At 67.5% G+C, this 21,455-nt stretch carries 19 protein-coding genes and 1 riboswitch; of the genes, 13 read left to right on the top strand and 6 right to left on the bottom strand.

The genetic code is table 11. The features are described from left to right. The first annotated feature begins 139 nt into the window (after window positions 1-139). The 8 genes from flhB (at window position 140) to metF (ending at window position 9,798) form a co-directional block, all read left to right on the top strand. Window positions 140-1,339, top strand: a complete 1,200-nt coding sequence (flhB, locus tag WK25_RS01395) for a flagellar biosynthesis protein FlhB (protein ID WP_069240842.1) — start codon at window positions 140-142, stop codon at window positions 1,337-1,339. Further along, entirely contained in the window at window positions 1,336-3,438 is a 2,103-nt protein-coding gene (gene flhA, locus WK25_RS01390; protein WP_040142912.1) for a flagellar biosynthesis protein FlhA, read from the top strand. The genes flhB and flhA overlap by 4 nt, the downstream gene beginning before the upstream one ends. After that, entirely contained in the window at window positions 3,435-5,207 is a 1,773-nt protein-coding gene (flhF, locus tag WK25_RS01385; protein WP_059548023.1) for a flagellar biosynthesis protein FlhF, read from the top strand. Before flhA ends, flhF begins: the two co-directional genes overlap by 4 nt. Next, entirely contained in the window at window positions 5,200-6,018 is an 819-nt protein-coding gene (locus WK25_RS01380) for a MinD/ParA family ATP-binding protein (protein ID WP_040142916.1), read from the top strand. Before flhF ends, WK25_RS01380 begins: the two co-directional genes overlap by 8 nt. A gap of 22 nt (window positions 6,019-6,040) precedes the next feature. Continuing rightward, on the top strand, window positions 6,041-6,775 hold the full coding sequence (locus tag WK25_RS01375; RefSeq protein ID WP_040142918.1) for an RNA polymerase sigma factor FliA: 735 nt from the start codon (window positions 6,041-6,043) through the stop codon (window positions 6,773-6,775). 87 nt (window positions 6,776-6,862) lie between these two features. Next, a riboswitch (S-adenosyl-L-homocysteine riboswitch) is annotated at window positions 6,863-6,978 on the top strand. 34 nt (window positions 6,979-7,012) lie between these two features. Next, window positions 7,013-8,431 (top strand): adenosylhomocysteinase, encoded by a 1,419-nt coding sequence (gene ahcY / locus WK25_RS01370; protein WP_040142920.1) that lies wholly within the window; start codon window positions 7,013-7,015, stop codon window positions 8,429-8,431. 158 nt (window positions 8,432-8,589) lie between these two features. Beyond that, window positions 8,590-8,943, top strand: coding sequence for a phage holin family protein (locus WK25_RS01365; protein WP_006477367.1), 354 nt, complete (start codon window positions 8,590-8,592; stop codon window positions 8,941-8,943). Between the two features lie 24 nt (window positions 8,944-8,967). Further along, on the top strand, window positions 8,968-9,798 hold the full coding sequence (gene metF, locus WK25_RS01360) for a methylenetetrahydrofolate reductase [NAD(P)H] (RefSeq protein ID WP_059548021.1): 831 nt from the start codon (window positions 8,968-8,970) through the stop codon (window positions 9,796-9,798). An 87-nt stretch (window positions 9,799-9,885) separates the two neighbouring features. On the opposite strand, the gene WK25_RS01355 is transcribed toward metF, so the two are convergent. Both WK25_RS01355 and WK25_RS01350 read right to left on the bottom strand, forming a co-directional pair. Then, the gene (locus WK25_RS01355; RefSeq protein ID WP_069240841.1) at window positions 9,886-11,364 is read right to left on the bottom strand and encodes an amidase; all 1,479 of its coding nucleotides are present in this window, start codon (window positions 11,362-11,364) and stop codon (window positions 9,886-9,888) included. 81 nt (window positions 11,365-11,445) lie between these two features. Then, entirely contained in the window at window positions 11,446-12,138 is a 693-nt protein-coding gene (locus WK25_RS01350) for a dienelactone hydrolase family protein (RefSeq protein WP_040142926.1), read from the bottom strand. 259 nt (window positions 12,139-12,397) lie between these two features. On the opposite strand from WK25_RS01350, the gene WK25_RS01345 reads away from it, so the two are divergent. After that, the gene (locus tag WK25_RS01345; RefSeq protein ID WP_069240840.1) at window positions 12,398-13,480 is read left to right on the top strand and encodes an NAD(P)H-dependent flavin oxidoreductase; all 1,083 of its coding nucleotides are present in this window, start codon (window positions 12,398-12,400) and stop codon (window positions 13,478-13,480) included. Window positions 13,481-13,899: 419 nt separating this feature from the next. After that, complete coding sequence (locus WK25_RS01340; protein WP_040142930.1) at window positions 13,900-15,042, top strand: branched-chain amino acid ABC transporter substrate-binding protein; 1,143 nt, start codon at window positions 13,900-13,902, stop codon at window positions 15,040-15,042. Between the two features lie 100 nt (window positions 15,043-15,142). Here WK25_RS01340 and WK25_RS01335 read toward each other — a convergent pair whose 3' ends face one another. Then, the gene (locus WK25_RS01335; protein WP_069240839.1) at window positions 15,143-16,357 is read right to left on the bottom strand and encodes an MFS transporter; all 1,215 of its coding nucleotides are present in this window, start codon (window positions 16,355-16,357) and stop codon (window positions 15,143-15,145) included. A 264-nt stretch (window positions 16,358-16,621) separates the two neighbouring features. On the opposite strand from WK25_RS01335, the gene WK25_RS01325 reads away from it, so the two are divergent. The 3 genes from WK25_RS01325 to WK25_RS01315 all read left to right on the top strand — a co-directional run bounded on the left by WK25_RS01325 (window position 16,622) and on the right by WK25_RS01315 (window position 19,325). Then, entirely contained in the window at window positions 16,622-17,281 is a 660-nt protein-coding gene (locus WK25_RS01325) for a HugZ family protein (protein ID WP_059548014.1), read from the top strand. 356 nt (window positions 17,282-17,637) lie between these two features. Then, the gene (locus WK25_RS01320) at window positions 17,638-17,931 is read left to right on the top strand and encodes an H-NS family nucleoid-associated regulatory protein (RefSeq protein WP_034209561.1); all 294 of its coding nucleotides are present in this window, start codon (window positions 17,638-17,640) and stop codon (window positions 17,929-17,931) included. Between the two features lie 236 nt (window positions 17,932-18,167). After that, window positions 18,168-19,325 carry a cation diffusion facilitator family transporter gene (locus tag WK25_RS01315; protein WP_040142938.1) on the top strand — a complete coding sequence of 386 codons (1,158 nt, stop codon included), beginning with the start codon at window positions 18,168-18,170 and terminating at the stop codon, window positions 19,323-19,325. Between the two features lie 30 nt (window positions 19,326-19,355). Here WK25_RS01315 and WK25_RS01310 read toward each other — a convergent pair whose 3' ends face one another. The 3 genes from WK25_RS01310 to WK25_RS01300 form a co-directional block, all read right to left on the bottom strand. Continuing rightward, complete coding sequence (locus tag WK25_RS01310; protein ID WP_006477376.1) at window positions 19,356-19,826, bottom strand: Lrp/AsnC family transcriptional regulator; 471 nt, start codon at window positions 19,824-19,826, stop codon at window positions 19,356-19,358. A 79-nt stretch (window positions 19,827-19,905) separates the two neighbouring features. Further along, a complete protein-coding gene (locus WK25_RS01305) occupies window positions 19,906-20,565 on the bottom strand; it encodes an exonuclease (RefSeq protein WP_069240837.1) in 660 nt (219 codons plus the stop codon). Further along, the gene (locus WK25_RS01300) at window positions 20,562-21,206 is read right to left on the bottom strand and encodes an MBL fold metallo-hydrolase (protein WP_040142942.1); all 645 of its coding nucleotides are present in this window, start codon (window positions 21,204-21,206) and stop codon (window positions 20,562-20,564) included. The genes WK25_RS01305 and WK25_RS01300 overlap by 4 nt, the downstream gene beginning before the upstream one ends. Window positions 21,207-21,455: the final 249 nt, after the last annotated feature.

The following is a 21,455-nucleotide window of genomic DNA, read 5'->3' as shown; positions in this document are numbered from 1 at the left end:
GCCCCCGCCCCACCGCCCCGCCCGATTCCCCGAAATACCCCCCTTTCCCGGCTTTGCTCGACGGATCGGCGTTTGACGTGCGCATGAATAATCGGTGTCACTGGAAAACGGCATTTCGCCGTACCCGACTGGAGGCCCCGTGGCAGACGAGAGCGATCTCGACAGAACCGAAGCCGCCACTCCGAGGCGCCGCGAGAAGGCGCGCGAGGAGGGGCAGGTCGCGCGCTCGCGCGAACTCGCTTCGTTCGCGCTGCTCGCGGCCGGTTTCTACGGTGCGTGGCTGCTCGCGGGTCCGTCGGGCGCTCATTTGCAGGCGATGCTGCGCGGCGCGTTCGCGTTCGATCGCGCGACTGCGTTCGACACGCACCGGATGCTGTCGGCGGCGGGTGCCGCGAGCGTCGAAGGCCTTGCCGCGCTGCTGCCGCTTCTTGCGCTCACCGGTCTCGCCGCGCTGCTCGCGCCGATGGCCCTCGGCGGCTGGCTGATCTCGCAGAAGACCTTCGAGCTGAAATTCGACCGCCTGAACCCGATCGCCGGCCTCGGCCGGATGTTCTCGATCCAGGGGCCGATCCAGCTCGGGATGTCGCTCGCGAAGACGCTGGTCGTCGGCTGGATCGGCGGGATCGCGATCTGGCGCAGCAAGGACGAACTGCTCGGCCTCGCGACTCAGCCGCTCGGCTCGGCGCTCGCGGACGCGATGCATCTGGTGGCCGTGTGCTGCGGCACGACGGTCGCCGGGATGCTGGTGGTCGCCGCGCTCGACGTGCCTTACCAACTCTGGCAGTACAACAAGAAGTTGCGCATGACGAAGGAAGAAGTGAAGCGCGAGCATCGCGAGAACGAAGGCGATCCGCACGTGAAGGGCCGCATCCGCCAGCAGCAGCGCGCGATCGCGCGGCGCCGGATGATGGCCGCCGTGCCGAAGGCCGACGTGGTCGTCACGAACCCGACGCACTTCGCCGTCGCGCTGCAGTACACGGACGGCGAGATGCGCGCGCCGAAGGTCGTCGCGAAGGGCGTGAACCTCGTCGCCGCGCGCATCCGCGAACTCGCGGCCGAGCACAACGTGCCGCTGCTCGAGGCGCCGCCGCTCGCGCGGGCGCTGTATCACAACGTCGAAATCGAACGCGAGATTCCCGGCTCGCTGTACTCGGCCGTCGCCGAGGTGCTCGCGTGGGTCTATCAGCTGCGGCGGTTCCGCTCGGAAGGCGGCGCGTTCCCGGCCGCGCCGGTCGATCTCGACGTGCCGGCCGAACTCGACAAGGGTTCGTCGGTATCGGCCGACGACGAGCGCGAAGAAGCCGAAGACACGCTCGGCAAGCAAGGACACGCAGCATGAGCACCCCGACTACCGGCCTGTTCGCCAAGCGTGCGAACCCGTTCGCGGGCACGAACCTGCGCGCGCTCGCGGGCCCGATCCTCATCTGCATGATCCTGGGGATGATGATCCTGCCGCTGCCGCCGCTGCTGCTGGATCTGTTGTTCACGTTCAACATCGCGCTGTCCGTGATGGTGCTGCTCGTCAGCATGTACACGATGAAGCCGCTCGACTTCGCCGCATTCCCGAGCGTGCTGCTGTTCTCGACGCTGCTGCGCCTGTCGCTGAACGTTGCGTCCACGCGCGTCGTGCTGCTCGAGGGCCACACCGGCCCCGATGCAGCCGGCCAGGTGATCGAGGCGTTCGGCCACTTCCTCGTCGGCGGCAACTTCGCGGTCGGCATCGTCGTGTTCGTGATCCTGATGATCATCAACTTCATGGTGATCACGAAGGGCGCGGGGCGGATCGCCGAAGTGTCCGCGCGCTTCACGCTCGACGCGATGCCGGGCAAGCAGATGGCGATCGACGCCGACCTGAACGCGGGCCTCATCAACGAAGAGCAGGCGCGCAAGCGCCGTCTCGCCGTGTCGCAGGAAGCCGAGTTCTACGGGTCGATGGACGGCGCGTCGAAGTTCGTGCGCGGCGACGCGATTGCCGGCCTGATCATCATGGCGATCAACGTGATCGGCGGGCTGATCGTCGGGATGGTCCAGCACGACATGTCGTTCGCCGCGGCCGGCACCAACTACACGCTGCTGACGATCGGCGACGGCCTCGTCGCGCAGATCCCGTCGCTCGTGATCTCGACGGCCGCCGGCGTGATCGTGTCGCGCGTCGCGACCGACGAGGACATCGGCACGCAGATCACCGGCCAGCTGTTCACGAACCCGCGCGTGCTGACCATCACCGGCGCGATCATCGTGCTGATGGGGCTGATCCCCGGCATGCCGCACTTCGCGTTCCTGCTGCTCGGCGGCGGCGCGATCTGGCTGGCCCGCTTGCAGTCTCGCCGGGCGGCCGCGCGCGTCGCGGCCGGCGACCTGACCGAGATCGCGCCGCCCGCCGCGCTGCCGGCCGACAGCCACGAGGCGACCTGGGACGACGTCCAGCTGATCGATCCGCTCGGCCTCGAAGTCGGCTACCGGCTGATTCCGCTCGTCGACAAGAACAGCGATGGCGAGCTGCTCAAGCGCATCAAGAGCATCCGCAAGAAATTCGCGCAGGAAATCGGCTTCCTGCCGCCGGTGATCCACATCCGCGACAACCTCGAACTGCGGCCGAACGCATACCGGATCGCGCTGAAGGGCGTGGAGATCGGTTCGGGCGAAGTGTTCCCGGGCCAATGGCTCGCGATCAACCCGGGCCAGGTGACGGCCGCGCTGCCGGGCGCCGCGACGCAGGATCCGGCGTTCGGGCTGCCGGCCGTGTGGATCGACGTCGCGCTGCGCGAGCAGGCGCAGGTGTACGGCTACACCGTCGTCGATGCGAGCACGGTCGTCGCGACGCACCTGAACCATCTCGTCGTCCAGCACGCGGCCGAACTGCTCGGCCGCCAGGAAGTGCAGGCGCTCGTCGAGCGCACTGGCAAGGATGCGCCGTCGCTCGTCGAGGATCTCGTGCCGAAGACGATCTCGCTCACCACGCTGCAGAAGGTGCTGCAGAACCTGCTCGACGAAGGCGTGCCGATTCGCGACATGCGCACGATTCTCGAGGCCGTGTCCGAACACGCGGGCCGCGGCGACGCGTACGAGATCACCGCCGCGGTGCGGCTGGCGCTCGGCCGCGCGATCACGCAGCAGTGGTATCCGGGCGCGGGCGAGATGCAGGTGATGGGTCTCGATTCGAATCTCGAGCGCGTGCTGTCGCAGGCGCTCGCGACCGGCGCGAACCCGGGCCTCGAGCCCGGCCTCGCGCACAACCTTCTGACCGGCACGCAACAGGCGATGCTGCGTCAACAGAATCTCGGGCTGCCGCCGGTGCTGCTGGTGCAGCACGCGCTGCGGGCGATGCTCGCGCGCTTCCTGCGCCGCAGCCTGCCGCAACTGAAAGTGCTGTCGTATGCCGAAGTGCCGGACACACGCACGATCAAAGTCGTTAACGTCATCGGGGGTTCCGCTTGAACATTCGCAAATTCACCGGCGCGACGAGCCGCGACGCGCTTCGTCTCGTGCGAGAGGCGCTGGGCGCCGACGCCGTCGTGCTGTCGAACCGCACGCTCGATGACGGCAGTGTCGAAATCGTCGCGCTTGCCGACTCCGAGCTCGCGGCGGTCGCGCCGCCGGCCGCCGCGCGTGCGCGCACCGTCGTGCCGCGTGGCACGGATTCCGTACCGGCTGCCGCAGTGCCGGGCATCGTGTCGCGTCCGGGTGCCGTGCACGCGCGCCCGGCCGTCAATCCGTATGCGGCCGGCGAAGGCGGGTTGCCCGACGTGTTCTCGTCGGTGTTCGGCGCGAGCGCCGACACCGCTCAGCCGCCCGCGGAACCGTCATCGTTCGACACCGATACGGACGCCCACACCGAAACCGACGCTCGCGCGCATGCCCATGCCGCAGCCCACGCGTCGCCGTCGCCGGCCACGCCGCCGGCCGCGGCTTCCGAACCCGCACCGTGGCTCGTCGAGCACGCGAAGCGCCTGACGCAGCAGCGCGAAGCGCTGATCGCGCGCGCGCAGGCCGCGGCGGCCGCGCCGCAGGCGCCGGTTCGCGCGCAGCAGGGCGCCGCGTCCGCGACGCCGCCCGGCTGGGCGCGCGACATCGTGCGCGACGCCGAGCGCCGGATGCCGGCCGCCGCGGCTGCCCGCGCGACCGAAACGAGCACCGCGAAGCCCGGCGAGCGCACGCGCCTGTCGGCCGACGCCGCCGCCGCGGTGGCCGACGCGGTGAACGCGCGGATCGAGCAGATCGTCACCGGCACGGTGATGAACGAGCTCGGCGCGATGCGCGGGATGATGGAAGAGCAGTTCGACAGCCTGATGTGGCACGACCGGCAGCGCCGCAGCCCGGTGCACGGCGCGCTGGGCAAGCACCTGTTCTCGGCCGGGTTCTCCGCGCAACTGGTGCGCATGCTGGTCGACAACCTGCCTTCCGGCGACGGCGCTCAGACCTTCGAGCAGGCGGCCGAGTGGGCGCAGTCGGTGCTCGCGGCGAACCTGCCGGTGCTCGAAAACGAGGATGCGCTGATGGAGCGCGGCGGCGTGTTCGCGCTGATGGGGCCGACCGGCGTCGGCAAGACCACGACGACCGCGAAGCTCGCCGCGCGCTGCGTGATGCGCTTCGGCGCAAGCAAGGTCGCGCTGCTGACCACCGACAGCTACCGGATCGGCGGCCACGAGCAGCTTCGCATCTTCGGCAAGATTCTCGGCGTGCCCGTGCACGCGGTGAAGGACGCGGGCGATCTCGAACTCGCGCTGTCCGAGCTGCGCAACAAGCACATCGTGCTGATCGACACGATCGGCATGAGCCAGCGCGACCGTGCGCTGTCCGACCAGATCGCGATGCTGCATGGTGCGAACGCGCCGGTGCAGCGCCTGCTGCTGCTCAACGCGACGAGCCACGGCGACACGCTCAACGAGGTCGTCCAGGCGTATCGCAGCGCGGCCGAGTATCCCGATCTCGCCGGCTGCATCCTGACCAAGCTCGACGAGGCGACACATCTCGGCGGCGTGCTCGACACGGTGATCCGCTACAAGCTGCCGGTTCACTACGTGTCGACCGGCCAGAAGGTGCCGGAGAACCTGTACGTCGCGTCGACCCGGTTCCTGCTGAAAAGCGCGTTCTGTGTGCCGCGCGACGGCTCGCCCTTCGTGCCGCAAGACGAGGACATGCCGACGCTGCTCTCCGCACTGACCGCACGTTCCACCGCCGAGCTGCACGAGGTGCGATTTGGATAAACGGATCATCGACCAGGCCGAAGGGCTGCGGCGCCTGCTCGCCGGGCGCGCGTCGCGCATCGTCGCGGTGACGGGCGGGCCGACCGGCGTCGGCTGCACGTCGACCGTCGTCAACGTCGCGGCCGCGCTGACCGCGCTCGGCAAGGACGTGCTCGTCGTCGACGAGCGCGCTGACGTGCAATCGGCCGCGGCGACGCTCGGCGGCGCGTGGCTGCGCGACGGCGAGCGCACGCGGGTGGCGGCCGGCTTCGGGCTGTGCGCGGCTGCGCGGCTTGCACGCGACGGCTACAGCGACACGCAGCTGAGCGACTTCATCGACGGGCAGGCCGACATCGTGCTGGTCGACGCGCAACTCGGCGCGGACGGCGGGTTCTCGGCGCTCGCGCGCGAGGCGCACGACGTGCTGATCGTCACGCGCGTCGCCGCGCAGGCGATCACCGAGGCGTATGCGTGCATGAAGCGCCTGCATTTTGCGCACGCGATCGCGCAGTTCCGCGTGCTGACCAACCACGTCGGCAGTCACGCGGATGCGAAGACCGCGTTCGACAATCTCGCGGGCGTCGCGAGCCGCTACCTGACGGTGTCGATTGACGACGCCGGCTGCGTGAGCGCCGATCCGCTCGTCGAGCATGCGCGCGACCTGATGCATACCGCGGTCGACGCGTTTCCGTCGTCGTCGGCCGCGCGCGATTACCGGCAGATTGCCGCCGACCTGCTGTACTGGCCGATGCGCCCGGGCCCGGGCGCCGGCCGCGCCGTCCATGCGGGCGGCAAGCCGTCTTACGAGGCGGGTGCGGCGCACGCCGCGTGAGCGCCACCGGAAGGAGAGAGCCATGATGTACAACGCTCAGGGAAAGATGACCCAGGCCGACGTGCTCGCCCAATACGCGCCGCTCGTGCGGCGTCTCGGGCTGCAGCTCGTCGCGAAGATGCCGGCGAGCGTCGACCTCGACGACCTGATCCAGGCCGGCATGATCGGCCTGATGGACGCGGCCGGCCGCTACAAGGAAGACCAGGGCGCGCAGTTCGAGACCTACGCGACGCAGCGCATCCGCGGCGCGATGCTCGACGAGCTGCGCAGCAACGACTGGCTGCCGCGCAGCCTGCGCAAGACGTCGCGCGAGGTCGAGTACGCGGTGCACCAGGTCGAGCAGCAGCTCGGCCGTTCGGCGAGCGAGGCCGAGATCGCCGAGCATCTGAAGATGCCGCTCGACGAATACCAGGGGATGCTGCAGGACCTGCACGGCAGCCAGCTGATCTACTACGAGGATTTCGATCGCGCGGCCGACGACGAGCCGTTTCTCGACCGCTACCGCGTCGATCACGCCGATCCGTTGTCGGCGCTGCTCGACGAGCATCTGCGCGAGGCGCTCGTCGAGGCGATCGACCGGCTGCCCGAGCGCGAGAAACTGCTGATGTCGCTGTACTACGAGCGCGGGCTGAACCTGCGCGAGATCGGCGCGGTGCTCGAGGTCAGCGAGTCGCGCGTGTGCCAGCTGCACAGCCAGGCGGTCGCGCGTCTGCGCGCGCGGCTGCGCGAACAGGCGTGGGTCGGCGCGGAGAACTGACCCCTTCATCGCCTCCCACGCGCGCCGACGCCGCGCGTGGTGCGCGCGGCGCACAATTCCCGCGCCGATTTGCTACAATCCCACCCGTTTTCCGAGGAGCGTTGCGACGGACCATCTGCGTCCGCCAGGCTCGGAGAGCTTCACCAAGCAGCCGTGCGGCCAGATGCGCGCCGGCCCCGCTTCCTGAACGGCGCTCACGTCACCAATTTCTAGAACTTTTTTAGAAAGGAGGGCGTGATGAACGCCATTATCGATTCCAAGGTTTCCAACGATTACGTCGTCGCCGACATGGCGCTTGCAGGCTGGGGCCGCAAGGAGCTGAACATCGCCGAGACCGAAATGCCGGGCCTCGTGCAGATCCGCGACGAATACAAGGCGCAGCAGCCGCTGAAGGGCGCGCGCATCGCCGGTTCGCTGCACATGACGATCCAGACCGGCGTGCTGATCGAGACGCTGAAGGCGCTCGGCGCGGACGTGCGCTGGGCATCGTGCAACATCTTCTCGACGCAGGACCACGCCGCTGCCGCGATCGTCGAAGCCGGCACGCCGGTGTTCGCGTTCAAGGGCGAGTCGCTCGACGAATACTGGGAGTTCTCGCACCGCATCTTCGAATGGCCGAACGGCGAATTCGCGAACATGATCCTGGACGACGGCGGCGACGCAACGCTGCTGCTGATTCTCGGCTCGAAGGCCGAGAAGGACCGTTCGGTGATCGCGAAGCCGACCAACGAAGAAGAAGTCGCGCTGTACAAGTCGATCGCGAAGCACCTCGACATCGACGCGAACTGGTATTCGAAGCGCCTCGCGCACATCAAGGGCGTGACCGAGGAAACGACGACCGGCGTGCACCGCCTGTACCAGATGGAAAAGGACGGCCGCCTGCCGTTCCCGGCGTTCAACGTGAACGACTCGGTCACGAAATCGAAGTTCGACAACCTGTACGGCTGCCGCGAGTCGCTCGTCGACGGCATCAAGCGCGCGACCGACGTGATGATCGCGGGCAAGGTTGCGGTCGTCGCCGGCTACGGCGACGTGGGCAAGGGCTGCGCGCAATCGCTGCGCGGCCTCGGCGCGACCGTGTGGGTCACCGAAATCGATCCGATCTGCGCGCTGCAGGCGGCAATGGAAGGCTACCGCGTCGTGACGATGGAATATGCGGCCGACAAGGCCGACATCTTCGTGACGGCGACCGGCAACTACCACGTGATCAACCACGATCACATGAAGGCGATGCGCCACAACGCGATCGTCTGCAACATCGGTCACTTCGATTCGGAAATCGACGTCGCGTCGACCCGCCAGTACCAGTGGGAAAACATCAAGCCGCAGGTCGACCACATCATCTTCCCGGACGGCAAGCGCATCATCCTGCTGGCGGAAGGCCGCCTCGTGAACCTCGGCTGCGCGACGGGCCACCCGTCGTTCGTGATGTCGAACTCGTTCGCGAACCAGACGCTCGCGCAGATCGAACTCTTCACGCGCGGCGACCAGTACGAGAACAAGGTGTACGTGCTGCCGAAGCATCTCGATGAAAAGGTTGCGCGCCTGCACCTCGCGCGCATCGGCGCGAACCTGTCCGTGCTGTCCGACGAGCAGGCCGCGTACATCGGCGTGCAGAAGGACGGCCCGTTCAAGCCGAACCACTACCGCTACTGATGCGCCGCCGCCGTGCCGCGCGTGCCAGCGTCGGGCGCGCGGGATGGCGGCACCGTGCCGGATCGCCGGCCGCCGCGTCGCGCCCGCGGGCACGCGCCGCGGCCGGCGGCGACCGAACGCATTGACCGACCAGATCGACAACCGAACCGGAGCCCTCCATGAGCGTCATTCTCACCTGGGTCATCAACGCCCTCGCGCTGCTGATCATCACGTACCTCGTGCCGTCGATCCACATCAAGAGCTTCGGCACCGCGCTGATCATCGCGGTCGTGCTCGGCCTGATCAACACGGTGATCCGTCCGGTGCTGATCCTGCTGACGCTGCCCGTCACGATCGTCACGCTCGGCGTATTCATCCTCGTCGTGAACGCGCTGTGTTTCTGGTTCGCGTCGTCGCTGCTGAAGGGTTTCGAGGTGTCCGGTTTCTGGTCCGCGTTCTTCGGTTCGATCCTGTACAGCATCGTGTCGTGGCTGCTGTCCGCGCTGATCTTCGGGCAGCGCGACATCGGCTGACGGCCGCGCCCACTCTTGCGAATCATGAAACCGATCGAACTTTCGTTTGAATTCTTCCCGCCGAAGACGGCGGAGGGCGTCGAGAAGCTGCGGGCCACGCGCGCGCAGCTGCTGCCGCTGAAGCCGAAATTCGTCTCCGTGACGTTCGGCGCCGGCGGCTCGACGCAGCAAGGCACGCTCGACACCGTGCTCGACATGCAGAAGGACGGCCTCGAGGCCGCGCCGCACCTGTCGTGCATCGGCTCGTCGCGCGACAGCCTGCGTGCGATCCTCGACCAGTACCGCTCGCACGGAATCCGGCACATCGTCGCGCTGCGCGGCGATCTGCCGTCGGGGATGGGCGAGGTCGGCGAGCTGCGCTACGCGTCCGAGCTCGTCAGCTTCATCCGCGCGCAGCATGGCGACTGGTTCCACATCGAAGTCGCAGGCTATCCCGAGTACCACCCGCAATCGCGTTCGCCGAAAGCCGATCTTGAGAACTTCGCGCGCAAGGTGAAAGCCGGCGCGAATTCCGCGATCACGCAGTACTTTTTCAATGCGGACGCGTATTTCCGCTTCGTCGACGATGCGCGCAAGCTCGGCGTCGACGTGCCGATCGTGCCGGGCATCATGCCGATCACGAACTTCTCGCAGCTGATGCGCTTTTCCGACATGTGCGGCGCGGAAGTGCCGCGCTGGGTCGCGCGCCGGCTCGAGAGCTTCGGCGACGATCGCGACGCGATCCGCGCGTTCGGCGCGGACGTCGTTACGAGCCTGTGCCAGCGCCTGATCGACGCGGGCGTGCCGGGGCTGCATTTCTACACGCTGAACGCGGCGTCCGCGACGCGGACCATCTGCGAACGGCTGTCGATGTAAGCGCCGCCACGCGGTTGCATGCGCGAAAGCCCCGCCGGCGGCAAACCGGCGGGGCTTTTTTTCGCCGTCGCGCCGCCGGCGCTTGCGTCAGCGTTGCGCCTGCATCAGCGGCGGCCGCCGGTCGAACCACGGCCGCGCCTGCTCGAGCTGGCGCGCGAGCTTCAGCAGCAGCACATCGTCGGCGTGCCGTGCAACGAACTGCACGCCGATCGGCAGCCCGCGCGCGTTCCAGTAGAGCGGCACCGACATCGCCGGCTGGCCCGTCAGATTGAACAGCTCGGTGCAGCCGGCCCACATGAACGCCTTCTCCGACGTTCGCGCGAGCATTTCCCGCAGCAGCGGCTTCACCGGCAGCGCGGCGAGGAATTTCATCTGCGCGGCTTCGAGTGCGGTCGGCTGCAGCTCGCCGATCTTTACCGGCGGCCCTGCCAGCGTCGCGCACAGGATCGCGTCGTAGCGCGACACGAGCCCGGCGACCTGCACCGTGAGCTGACGCTGCCATTCGAGCACGTCCGCGAGCCGCGCGCGGGCGACACGCCGGCCGACCACCGCCATCGCCCACGTCGCCGGCTCGAATTCCGCGCGCTTCGGTGTGCGTCCGGTCAGCGCGCGCGCACCGAGCACCATCTCCTCGGCGATCGTCGCCCACAGCATGAGAAAGGTCTCCGCCGTGCGCGCACGGTCGATGTGCAGCGTCGCCGGTTCGACGTGATGGCCGAGCGATTCGGCCAGCGCGGCGGCATCGTCGAGCGCGGCGCGCGTGTCGTCGTCGAGTGCCGGCGCGAGCATCGGATCGGTGACGAGGCCGATCCGCAGCGGCCCCGGCGGCGTGTCCAGCGCGCCGAGAAAGGTGCCGGGCGCGCCGGGCGGCAGCGTCTGGCCGGTCGTCACGTCGAGCAGCAGCGCGCTGTCGCGCACGCTGCGCGACACCGCATGCTGGACCACGAGTTCGCCGTTCGAAGGCAGGTCTGCCAGTAACGGATTGCGGCTCGGCTTCAGCCCGAACAGCCCGCAGCACGACGCGGGGATCCGGATCGAGCCGCCGCCGTCGGACGCATGCGCGAGCGGCACGATGCCGGCCGCGACGGCCGCGGCCGCGCCGCCGCTCGAGCCGCCGGGCGTGTGATCGAGATTCCACGGATTACGGCACGCGCCGAACAGCTCGGGTTCGGTGTACGGCATCTGGCCGATTTCCGACGTGTTGGTCTTGCCGAACAAGTTGAGGCCGGCCGCGCGGCTGCGCGCAATCAGCGCGGAGTCGTCGGCGGGAACGAAGTAGCGGTAGTGCCGGCTGCCCATCGACAGCGGTAGCCCGGCGACGGCCGCACCGAGATCCTTGATGAGATACGGGACGCCCGCGAGCGGCGCGTCGGGGGCGGTGGTGCTCGCCGATTCCGCGCGCTTGCGTGCGGCGTCATAGTCCTGCAGCACGATCGCGTTGACCGCGCCGTTTACCGCTTCGGCCTGCCCGATCGCGGCGTCGAGCAGTTCGCGCGGGCTCGCCTTGCGCTCGCGCACGAGTGCGGCAAGACCGATTGCGTCGTGCGCGAGATAGTCCGAATGCATCGCTGTCACCCCCGTTGTGACCCGTGGCGATGATGGGAGGATAACGCGGACCCGGCGTGCCGGACCCGCGGCCGGCTGCCTTTACAGGTGTTCGGCGAGGAACGTCAGCGTGCGGCCGTGCGCGAGTGCCGACGCGCGCTGGTGGTACGACGCGCGGTCCGTGCAGTTGAAGCCGTGCTCGGCGCCCGGATAGAGGTGGAACGATGCGTTGCCGCGGTCCGCGAACGCGCCCTTCACCTTCTCGACCGCGTCGAGCGGAATGCCGTGGTCGTTCTCCGCGTAGTGAAACTGGATCGGCTGCGTGATCTTGGCGGCGAGGTCGAGCGCGTTCTGGATACCGCCGCCGTAATAGGCGACCGCTGCATCGACGTGGCCCGCCGCCGCTGCGCGGTACGCGAGCTGACCGCCGAAGCAGTAGCCGATCGCCGCGACCTTGCCGGCGACGTCGGCGCGCGCGCGCAGCACGTCGGCGGCCGCGCCGATGTCCGCCACCGCAAGGCCGACGTCGGTCTTCTTCATCAGCTCGATGCCCTTGTCGCGATCGGCGCCTTCGTAGGTCAGCTCGACGCGCGGCTGCGTGCGCCAGAACACGTCCGGCGCGAGCGCGACGAAGCCGTCGGCCGCGTATTGGTCGGCGACCGCGCGGATGTGCGAGTTCACGCCGAAGATCTCCTGGATGATGATGACTGCGGGGCCGTTGCCGCGCTTGGGCAGCGCGAGATAGCCACCGAAGCTGTCGTTACCGGTCGGGATGTCGATCCATTGGGCTGTCACGTTTGAACTCCTGGCGAACGGGCGCGCGCCGCGCGCGCCGCGGATGGTGAAAAAGGCGGCCTAGTGTGCCACCAATCCCGGGGCGCTGCAGCCGCGTGCAACGTCGGCGCCGCGGTCGGTCACGATGGGCCGGACCGGGTTCTCGCGCAGCGATCGTTTCGATCTCGATTATTCATTTTTCGGCGGCGCGCCGCTTCGATAGAGTCGACGTGTCGGCTTTTACAAAGCGCTTTCGCGCATCGCCATCGAAGGATCCGCCATGTCCGCCCGTTCGCTTTCCACACCCTTTTCAGAACGCTTCGGCCTGCGCGTGCCGCTCGTGCAGGCGCCGATGGTCGGCGCGGGCACGGCCGCGATGGCCGCGGCCGCGTCCAATGCCGGCGCGCTCGGCAGCCTCGGCGCCGGCGCGTTCACGCCGGACCGTCTCGAAACCGAAGTCGCCGCGATTCGCGCGGCCACCGCGCGCCCGTTCGCCGTCAACCTGTTCGTGTTGCCCGACGACGCCGCGCCCGACGCGGCCACCGTCGCACGTGCGCTCGCCGCGATCGATCCGCTGAACGCGGCGCTCGGGCTGCCGCCCGGCACCGCGCCGGCGCGCTACGCGCCGGACTTTCGCGCGCAGCTCGATACGCTCGTCGCGTTGCGCGTGCCGGTGGCCAGCTTCACATTCGGTGTGCTCGATGCGGCCGACGTCGCGCGGCTGAAGGCTGCCGGCACCTACGTGATCGGCACCGCGACGCATGTCGCCGAAGGGCTCGCGTGGCGGGACGCCGGTGCGGACGCGATTTCCGCGCAGGGCGCCGAAGCCGGCGGCCATCGCGGCACCTTCATCGGCGCGGCCGAGGACGCGCTCATCGGCACGCTTGCGCTCGTCCCGCAACTCGTCGACGCGACCGGCCTGCCCGTGCTCGCCGCCGGCGGCATCATGGACGGCCGCGGGATTGCGGCCGCGCTCGCGCTCGGCGCGCAGGCCGCGCAACTCGGCACCGCGTTCCTTGCGTGCGCGGAAAGCGCGATCGCGGCGGACTGGAAGGCGCGCGTCGTTGCCAGCACGGATACGTCGACGCAGGTCACGCGCGCAATCACCGGGCGGCATGCGCGCGGCTTGCGCAACACGCTGATGACGCGGCTCGGCGAACGCGCCGCCGACGTCGCGCCGTATCCGATGCAGAACGCGCTGACACAACCGCTGCGCCAGGCCGCGGCGCGGGCGAACGACGGCGACTACCTGTCGCTGTGGGCCGGCCAGGGCGCGCCGCTGACCCGGCGGCGCGCTGCGTCGCTGACCACGTCGCAGCTCGTGGACGCGCTCGACACCGAGTGGCGCGCGGCGGCTGCGTGAACGGCGCGCATCCGGGCCCGAACCGCGCGTGCTGTCACGCGCGTTTCATTCAACGATCACGTGCACAAAATACCGAAGCGAAATGACGTACGAATGCTTTAAATCAACCTGTTGCGTGCACCTTCGTGATTAGCGGAAACCCTTATCCGGCGGGCCTTGCAACGATATTCGAGTAGTCATTCCAGAACGGGCGTATCGGTAGTGTTACCACTACCCCAAAAAAGTCCCACAAATTAATTTGATCACCTACACTTGCGCGCAAGTACGGGCGGGCGGCTGCTAAAAGCGGTTGTTTCCCACGTGCTTGAGGCCAAGTGCATGAAGGATGCAACCGGCGAATCGTCCAGTGAATGCAAACACAGGGATGGCAGCGGGGCACCGGGCGATGGCGTTTATTGGGACCGAAACTGGAGACTTACATGAATATCAAGATGCAAAAGCTGTTGCCGATCACCGCAGCGGCGATGCTGTGTGCAGCAGCTGCAAGCAACGCGTCCGCCGATCAAGTCGTCAAGATCGGCCACGTCGCGCCGTTGACGGGCGGCATTGCACACCTGGGCAAGGACAACGAAAACGGCGCGCGTCTCGCAGTCGAGGAAATCAACGCGAAGGGTCTCACGATCGGCGGCCAGAAGATCACGCTGCAACTCGACCCGCAAGATGACGCGGCCGACCCGCGGCAGGCGACGCAGGTTGCGCAGAAGCTCGTCGACGACAAGGTCGTCGCGGTTGTCGGCCACCTGAACTCGGGCACGTCGATCCCGGCATCGAAGATCTACAGCGATGCGGGCATCGTGCAGATCTCGCCGTCGGCAACCAACCCGGCTTACACGCAGCAAGGCTTCAAGACCACGTACCGCGTGGTCGCGACCGATGCGCAGCAGGGCCCGGCACTCGCCGACTACGCGCATTCGAAGGGCATCAAGAGCGTCGCCGTGGTCGACGATTCGACCGCTTACGGCCAGGGTCTCGCGAACGAGTTCGAGAAGAAGGCGAAGGCGCTCGGCCTGAAGGTGATGTCGCATGACGCGACCAACGACAAGGCGGTCGACTTCCGCGCGATTCTGACCAAGATCAAGGGCGAGAACCCGGACGCGATCATGTACGGCGGCATGGACGCCACCGGCGGCCCGTTCGCGAAACAGGCGAAGCAGCTCGGCCTGCGCGCGAAGATCTTCGCGGGCGACGGCGTGTGCACGGAGAAGCTGGCCGACCTGGCCGGCGACGCGACCGACAACATCGTGTGCTCGGAAGCCGGTGCTTCGCTCGAGAAGATGCCGGGCGGCGCGGCGTTCAAGGCCAAGTACGAGAAGCGCTTCGGCCAGCCGATCCAGATCTACGCACCGTTCACGTATGACGCCGTGTACATCATCGCCGACGCGATGAAGCGCGCGAACTCGACGGACCCGGCCAAGATCCTCGCGGCGATGCCGGCGACGAAGTACACGGGCGTGATCGGCACGACGACCTTCGACTCGAAGGGCGACCTGCAGCACGGCGTGATCTCGCTCTACAACTACAAGAGCGGCAAGAAGACGCTGCTCGACGAAGTGAAGATGTAAGCTGACGAGCGGTCGACAGAAGGGGTGAAGGCGCGCCCGCGGCAACGCGGGCGCGCCTTTCTTCTTGTGCGGCCGGGCGCCGGCGGCGGGATCGCCGCGATCAGATCTTCAGGTGCGCGAGTACCCTCGGCGCGACTGCCGCGACGAGTGCCGCGCACAGCGCGACGACGGACAGCCCCACCGTCAGGCCGGCGCTTTGCGCGACGCCGCCGATCACCACCGGACCGAACAGCAGTCCGAAATACGCGAGCCCGGCCACGTGCGCGAGGCCTTCGGCCGCGTGAATGCCCTTCACGCGCGCGGCGGCGGCGAACAGTACGGGCATCATGTTCGCGAGGCCGAGGCCCATCAGCGTGAAGCCGGCGAGAACCACCACCGCATTTGGCAGCAGCAGCGCGCCGATCATGCCCGCGCATGCAAGCGACGCGCTCGCGAACACGAGCTGCGGCGCGCCGAAGCGTGCGCGCACCGCGTCGCCCGCGAACCGCGCGATCGCCATTCCGCCGGAGAATGCCGCGTACGCGGCGCTCGCCAGTGCAGGGCTCGCCGCGACGACGTCGCGCATGTAGACCGTTGCCCAGTCGTACATCGCACCTTCGGCGATCAACGCGATCAGCGCGATTCCGCCGAGCATCCACAGCGCGGCCGAGCGCCAGCGATTGCCGCCGCCGTGCCCGTGTTCTTGATGCGGGACGTGCGGCAGCACGGCCGGGCTCGCCGCGAGCAGCACCGCCGCGTTGAGCGCGGCTGCGAGCGCGAGATGCACGGCCGGCGCCATGCCGGCCGACAGCAGCGCGCCGCCGGCGGCCGCCCCCGACATCCCGCCGATGCTGAACATACCGTGCAGCGACGACATGATCGGCTTGCCGAGCGCGAGCTCGACCGCGCTTGCCTCGGCGTTCATCGCGACGTCGAGCGTCGCCATCGAGAAACCGAACAGCGCGAGCACGGCGAGCAGCATCCAGTAGTCGGGCACGACGAGGATCAGCGCCGCGCACGCGGACATCACCAGCCCGCCGGCGACGCACGCGGTGCGCGAGCCGACCCGCGCGATCCAGCGCGCGATCGTCAGCATCGCGGCGATCGAGCCGCCCGCGACCGCAAACAGCGCGATCGACAGCAGCCCGGGGCTCAGCGCGAACTTGTCGCGCACGGTGGGCACGTGCACGCCCCACGATGCGTACATCATGCCGGCGACGAAGAACAGCGCCATTGTCGCGGTGCGGGCACGCTGGCGGACCGGCAGCGCCAGCGCGCGATGCGCGTCGGGCGGTGCGGCGAAGTGGGACGAGGATCGGGACGAAGATTCGGACACGGAACGCTCTTCAATGAAAGTTTGTGCGGGCGCGCCGCGCCCATCGGATTCGTCCGATTCTATCGAACCGCTTACGGTCTTGCCGGCGCGTCGGCCGTCCGGCCGGTCGTGAGCGCCGGCGGATCGCGCGCGCTGCGCACCGGCCATCCGGCCAATACGCAGCAGCGCCGTACCGCGGGTAACATCGATGCGCAGGCGGCATGCCCGCAGTCGTTGCGATGCCTGCTTGTCGCCGCCATCGACTGACCGACCGCAGGAGTGACCTTGAACATCGATCCCGACCTTGCCCTGCATCTGCTGCACCGCTGCGCGCTCGGCACGCTCGCGACCCATGCGCGCGACCCGCAAGGCTTTCCGTATCCGACGGTGGTGCCGTTCGCACCCGACGCGACGCATCGGCCGGTGATCCTCGTGAGCGGGCTCGCCGAACACACGCGCAACCTCGCCGCCGATCCGCGCGCGGGCTTCCTGATCGTCGATGCGCCGGATGGCGACGTACTGAATGCGGAGCGCGCGACGCTCGTCGGCCGTTTCGCGCCGCTGGCCGCCGATCCGCATGTCGCCGCGCGCTATACGCGTTACGAACCGGACGCGGCGCGCTATCTCGCACTCGGCGATTTCACGTTCTGGGCGCTCGACATCGAGCGGCTGCGCTATATCGGCGGGTTCGGCCGGATGGGCTGGGTCGACGGCACGGCGCTCGATACGCTGCCGCCGCTCGGATTCGACGACGAACAGGCGCTGTGGGCCGCGTACGAGGCCAGCGATGCGCGCCGCGACGGACTCGAACTGCTCGGCGTCGATCGCCACGGCGCCGACTGGCGCTGCGATGGCCGTCGCGTACGCACGCCGTTCGACCCGGTGCCGGGCGACACCGGCGCGCTGCGCGAGCGAGTGCTTGCGGCCGCGCTGAATGTGACGTGACGCCGCAGGCGGCCATCGCCTGTTCAGCGCGATGCCGCAGCGCGATTTTCGCGAACTTGTCGCGACATGAAAGCTTTGATTTTCGCGGATGCATGGTAATTGCGTATGTTGATAGGGCGAATACCGGATCGGTAATGTCCTAATCTCTATGCAACAGCGTAAAAATTTGAGAAAAGGCCGTGACCGGTCAAAATGACATGCGTGAATTGCAATTGGCCTCGGGATTTTCGTGAATCCCGGCTTCTATCAAATCTTTTTTGTGCTAATCTCTGCCTTCGAAAATCCGAGGCACAAATATTCCATGAATGGCGAGCCGGCCGCAGACCGGTGCCATTGATCATATCGAAAGGGAAACTATGTCTTCTTACAAGGACCTGCTGGCCCAGCGGGAGAAGCTGGAGAAGCAAATCGAAGAAGCAAAGTCGCGCGAATACGCGGAAGTGCTGAATGACGTGAAGCAGAAGATTGCCGACTACGGCTTTTCGCTCGCCGAACTCGGCCTCAGCCGCGCGAAGGCAGGCAAGGTCGGTCGCCCGCGCGCTGGCGTGGCGGCAAAATACCGCGATCCGGAAACGGGCGCGACGTGGTCCGGCCGTGGCAAGCCGCCGCGCTGGATCGCCGGCAAGAACCGCGATCAGTTTGCGATTTAAACGTTCGTTTAAGTCGTCGCCTCAGAAAAGCCGCGTGTCCGTGCAGGAACGCGGCTTTTGTATTTGCGGCCTTGGAACATCCGCGCGCTGTCACGGAAATGTCAGATTGTGGGCGTGAATGAAAATGCGACCCGTTCGCATAAGCGATTGATTTAAATGGAAAATTTGGGGTTATCGGAATGCCTCAAGGGCTGCGTTTGGTAGAATTCCGTATCCCAACCGTTATCTCGTATTTCATGTCTACGTTTTCTGGCGACGCGCAAAGCGCGGATAAGCACGCGGTCGCACGCAAGAGCACGTTCGTCAGTATCGTGCTGAATGTCGTGCTTGCGACGTTTCAGATCGCTGTAGGCGTGGTTGCGCATTCGCAGGCGTTGATTGCCGACGGCGTCCATTCGATTTCCGATTTGATCTCGGATTTTGTCGTACTGGTTGCGAATCGCCATAGCGGCGCTTCGCCGGATGCCGATCACAATTACGGCCACAGCCGCTACGAGACGGTCGCGTCGCTGTTTCTCGGCGCGATCCTGATCGCGGTCGGCATCGGCATGCTGTGGCGCGCCGGAGACCGGCTCGTCAATCTCGAAAGCATTCCTGCCGTCCATTTTTCCGCGCTGATCGTCGCGCTGACGGTGCTCGTGTCGAAAGAGGCGCTGTTCCGCTACATGCTGCGCGAGGCGCGCCGCGTGCGCTCCGCGATGCTCGTCGCGAACGCATGGCACGCGCGCTCGGACGCCGCGTCGTCGCTCGTCGTCGCGATCGGCATCGTCGGCAGTCTGGCCGGCGTGCGGCTGCTCGACCCGATCGCCGCGGCCATCGTCGGCTTCATGGTCGCGCGCATGGGCTGGACGTTCGGCTATGACGCGCTGCAGGATCTGTCGGATCGGGCGCTCGATGCGACCGCGTCGGCCGAAATCCGCGCGTTGCTCGTCGCGACGCCGGGCGTGCGCGACGTGCACGACCTGCGCACGCGCAAAATGGGCGACGCGGCGCTCGTCGACGCGCACATCCTCGTCGATCCGATGATTTCGGTATCGGAAGGTCACTACATCGCCGAAACGGCGCGGGCGCGCGTGCTGAACGATCCGCGCGTGCTCGACGCGCTGATTCACGTCGACCCGGAGAACGACGCCGCGCGCCGCCCGGCGCTTGCGCTGCCGCCGCGCGACGAGATCGCGGCGCGGCTCGAGGCCGCGCTCGCGCAGCGCGGCCTGCATCCGGCCGCGATCAACCTCCACTACTTGAGCACGGGCCTCGAGATCGACGTGACGCTCGACGCCGGCGCGGGCGACGGCGATACGGCGCTGGCCGGCCGGCTCGATACCGACACGCTGATGCGCCAGTTCGGCGCGCGCCGGATCGGCTTCACGCGCGCGCTCAGCGCGCAGGCATGAACGTACGCGCCGCACGAACGCGGCGCGGCGTTACAGCGGCAGTTGCGTGTCGAACTTGATTTCGCGCAGCACGACGCTCGTGCGCACCTGCGACACGGCCGGGATCTTGAAGATCCGTTCGTGCAGGAACACGTCGTAAGCCTTGATGTCGGGTGCGACGATCTTCAGGATGTAATCGGCTTCGCCCGTCGTGCTGTAGCACTCGGTGACTTCCGGGCAGGTCGCGATCTCGCGTTCGAACTGCTCGACGCCGCCTTCGTTGTGGCGAGTCAGGTGCACGTGCGCGAGCGCGCACACGTGCAGGCCGAGCTTCTCGCGATCGAGCAGCGCGGTGTAGCGCTGGATCACGCCGGACTGTTCCATGTCCTTGATGCGGCGCCAGCACGGCGTGCTGGACAAGCCGACCTGGTCGGAGATTTCCTGCACGGACCGGCGCGCGTCGAGCTGCAACAGGCGAAGGATTTTTTGCGAAAAGGAATCGAGCGTCACCTGCGCCTCCATGCGGCAGCTACAACACGCTGAATGTTAGAGGGCCGGGAAAGGAAAGGCAATCTGGCGGCGTGCCGGTGAGCGAGATTCGCTAATTTGCGCGCGGATCCGTGGGGTTTTGTCCCGCGCCCGCCTGTTCCGACCGGTCGGTGTCGGATACCGCGAGGCCGGCGAGCGCCGTCTGCTGACGGCGCAGGTCGGCAAGCATGTTGCAGAACAGCGCGCCTTGCTCGATCGCGTCGTCGAGCGCGACGTGCGTGTGCGGATGATCGTCGAACCAGTGTTTCGGAAAGCGTGGCTTGATCGCCTTGCGGTACGGCAGGCCCGTCATCGCGAACGCAAGCGTCTTGATGTCGAGCGCCGACCACGAGAACGGGCAGCGTCCGGCAAAGCGCATCATGTACCAGAACATGAACGTGAAGTCGAAGCCGGCCGGCATCGCGACGAACACCGGCTTGCCCGGCAGCGCCTCGACCCATTCGACGTACGCGACGAGCGCCGCCTCCGGCGCCTGCAGGTCGCGCCGGCACGCGGCCCACGCGTCCGGTTCCGTCTTCCACCACGCTTCCTGCACCGGATGGGCGCTGGCGCCCGGCAGCGTTTCGAGGTTCGCCGAGAACGTCGCGATCAGTTGCTTGTCCTCGGTATAGGCGGCCGATGCGAAGCTCAGCATCGAGTGCGGGCCGGGAATCGGGCCGTCGGCCTCGACGTCGGTGCTGACGTAGATTTCGGGGAGGGCGGTCTGGTTCATCCGAACACCTTGTCCGACACGAACGGGTTCGTGCGGCGCTCGTCGCCGAACGTCGACACGGGGCCGTGGCCGGGCACGAACGTGACGTCATCGCCGAGCGGCCACAGCTTCTCCTTGATCGAACGCACGAGATCCGCATGGTTGCCGCGCGGGAAGTCGGTGCGGCCGATCGAGCCGGCGAACAGCACGTCGCCGACGATCGCGACGCGATGCGCGCGGCTGAAGAACACCACGTGGCCGGGCGTATGGCCCGGGCAGTGATAGACCTCGAGCGTCTCGTCGCCGAACTTCACGGTGTCGCCGTCGTTCAGCCAGTGGTCGGGCTCGAACGTCTCGGCGGCGGGAAAGCCGAAGCGCTGGCTCTGCATCGGCAGTTGCTCGATCCAGAAGCGCTCGTCTTCCTGCGGCCCGACGATCGGCACGCCGTAGTGCGTAGCGAGCGCCTTCGCGCCCGCGCAGTGATCGACGTGGCCGTGCGTGAGCAGCACCTTCTCGACCTGCACGTTCTGGCGCGCGATCTCCTGTTCGATTCGTTCGATGTCGCCGCCGGGATCGACGACGGCAGCGCGGCCGGTCTTTTCGCAGACGAGCAGCGAGCAGTTCTGCTGGAACGGCGTGACCGGGATGAGCGTGACTTTCATGGGAGCACCGGCGGCTAAAAGGACCGATTGTACCGGTCGTGCGCGCGGGCTGCCGCGCGTGAGACGCAGCGCCCGCGGGCATCTGGGGGCAATCCCGGAGCATCCGGATTGTTGCTGCCATAGAGAGAATCAATGGTCCGACGCGGCCACTTCGGGAGACAACGTTTTGATTTATGTATAATGCCGCCCATTGCGCGTGAATTTCACGCAATTCGCTGGTGTTTCGGCCCCGTTAAAGGAGGGGCGCGG

Source organism: Burkholderia latens (assembly GCF_001718795.1).
GTDB lineage: Bacteria > Pseudomonadota > Gammaproteobacteria > Burkholderiales > Burkholderiaceae > Burkholderia > Burkholderia latens_A.
Note: the sequence above shows the minus strand (reverse complement) of the source record. Positions and strands in the feature narration are given on the sequence as shown.

What these genes read in the sequence shown, in the direction of transcription:
- flhA (WP_040142912.1), top strand. Translation starts at nt 1,336, where the DNA reads ATGAGCACCCCGACTACCGGCCTGTTCGCCAAGCGTGCGAACCCGTTC.
- WK25_RS01375 (WP_040142918.1), top strand. Translation starts at nt 6,041, where the DNA reads ATGATGTACAACGCTCAGGGAAAGATGACCCAGGCCGACGTGCTCGCC.
- ahcY (WP_040142920.1), top strand. Translation starts at nt 7,013, where the DNA reads ATGAACGCCATTATCGATTCCAAGGTTTCCAACGATTACGTCGTCGCC.
- WK25_RS01365 (WP_006477367.1), top strand. Translation starts at nt 8,590, where the DNA reads ATGAGCGTCATTCTCACCTGGGTCATCAACGCCCTCGCGCTGCTGATC.
- metF (WP_059548021.1), top strand. Translation starts at nt 8,968, where the DNA reads ATGAAACCGATCGAACTTTCGTTTGAATTCTTCCCGCCGAAGACGGCG.
- WK25_RS01355 (WP_069240841.1), bottom strand. Translation starts at nt 11,364, where the DNA reads ATGCATTCGGACTATCTCGCGCACGACGCAATCGGTCTTGCCGCACTC.
- WK25_RS01345 (WP_069240840.1), top strand. Translation starts at nt 12,398, where the DNA reads ATGTCCGCCCGTTCGCTTTCCACACCCTTTTCAGAACGCTTCGGCCTG.
- WK25_RS01340 (WP_040142930.1), top strand. Translation starts at nt 13,900, where the DNA reads ATGAATATCAAGATGCAAAAGCTGTTGCCGATCACCGCAGCGGCGATG.
- WK25_RS01320 (WP_034209561.1), top strand. Translation starts at nt 17,638, where the DNA reads ATGTCTTCTTACAAGGACCTGCTGGCCCAGCGGGAGAAGCTGGAGAAG.
- WK25_RS01315 (WP_040142938.1), top strand. Translation starts at nt 18,168, where the DNA reads ATGTCTACGTTTTCTGGCGACGCGCAAAGCGCGGATAAGCACGCGGTC.
- WK25_RS01310 (WP_006477376.1), bottom strand. Translation starts at nt 19,826, where the DNA reads ATGGAGGCGCAGGTGACGCTCGATTCCTTTTCGCAAAAAATCCTTCGC.
- WK25_RS01305 (WP_069240837.1), bottom strand. Translation starts at nt 20,565, where the DNA reads ATGAACCAGACCGCCCTCCCCGAAATCTACGTCAGCACCGACGTCGAG.
- WK25_RS01300 (WP_040142942.1), bottom strand. Translation starts at nt 21,206, where the DNA reads ATGAAAGTCACGCTCATCCCGGTCACGCCGTTCCAGCAGAACTGCTCG.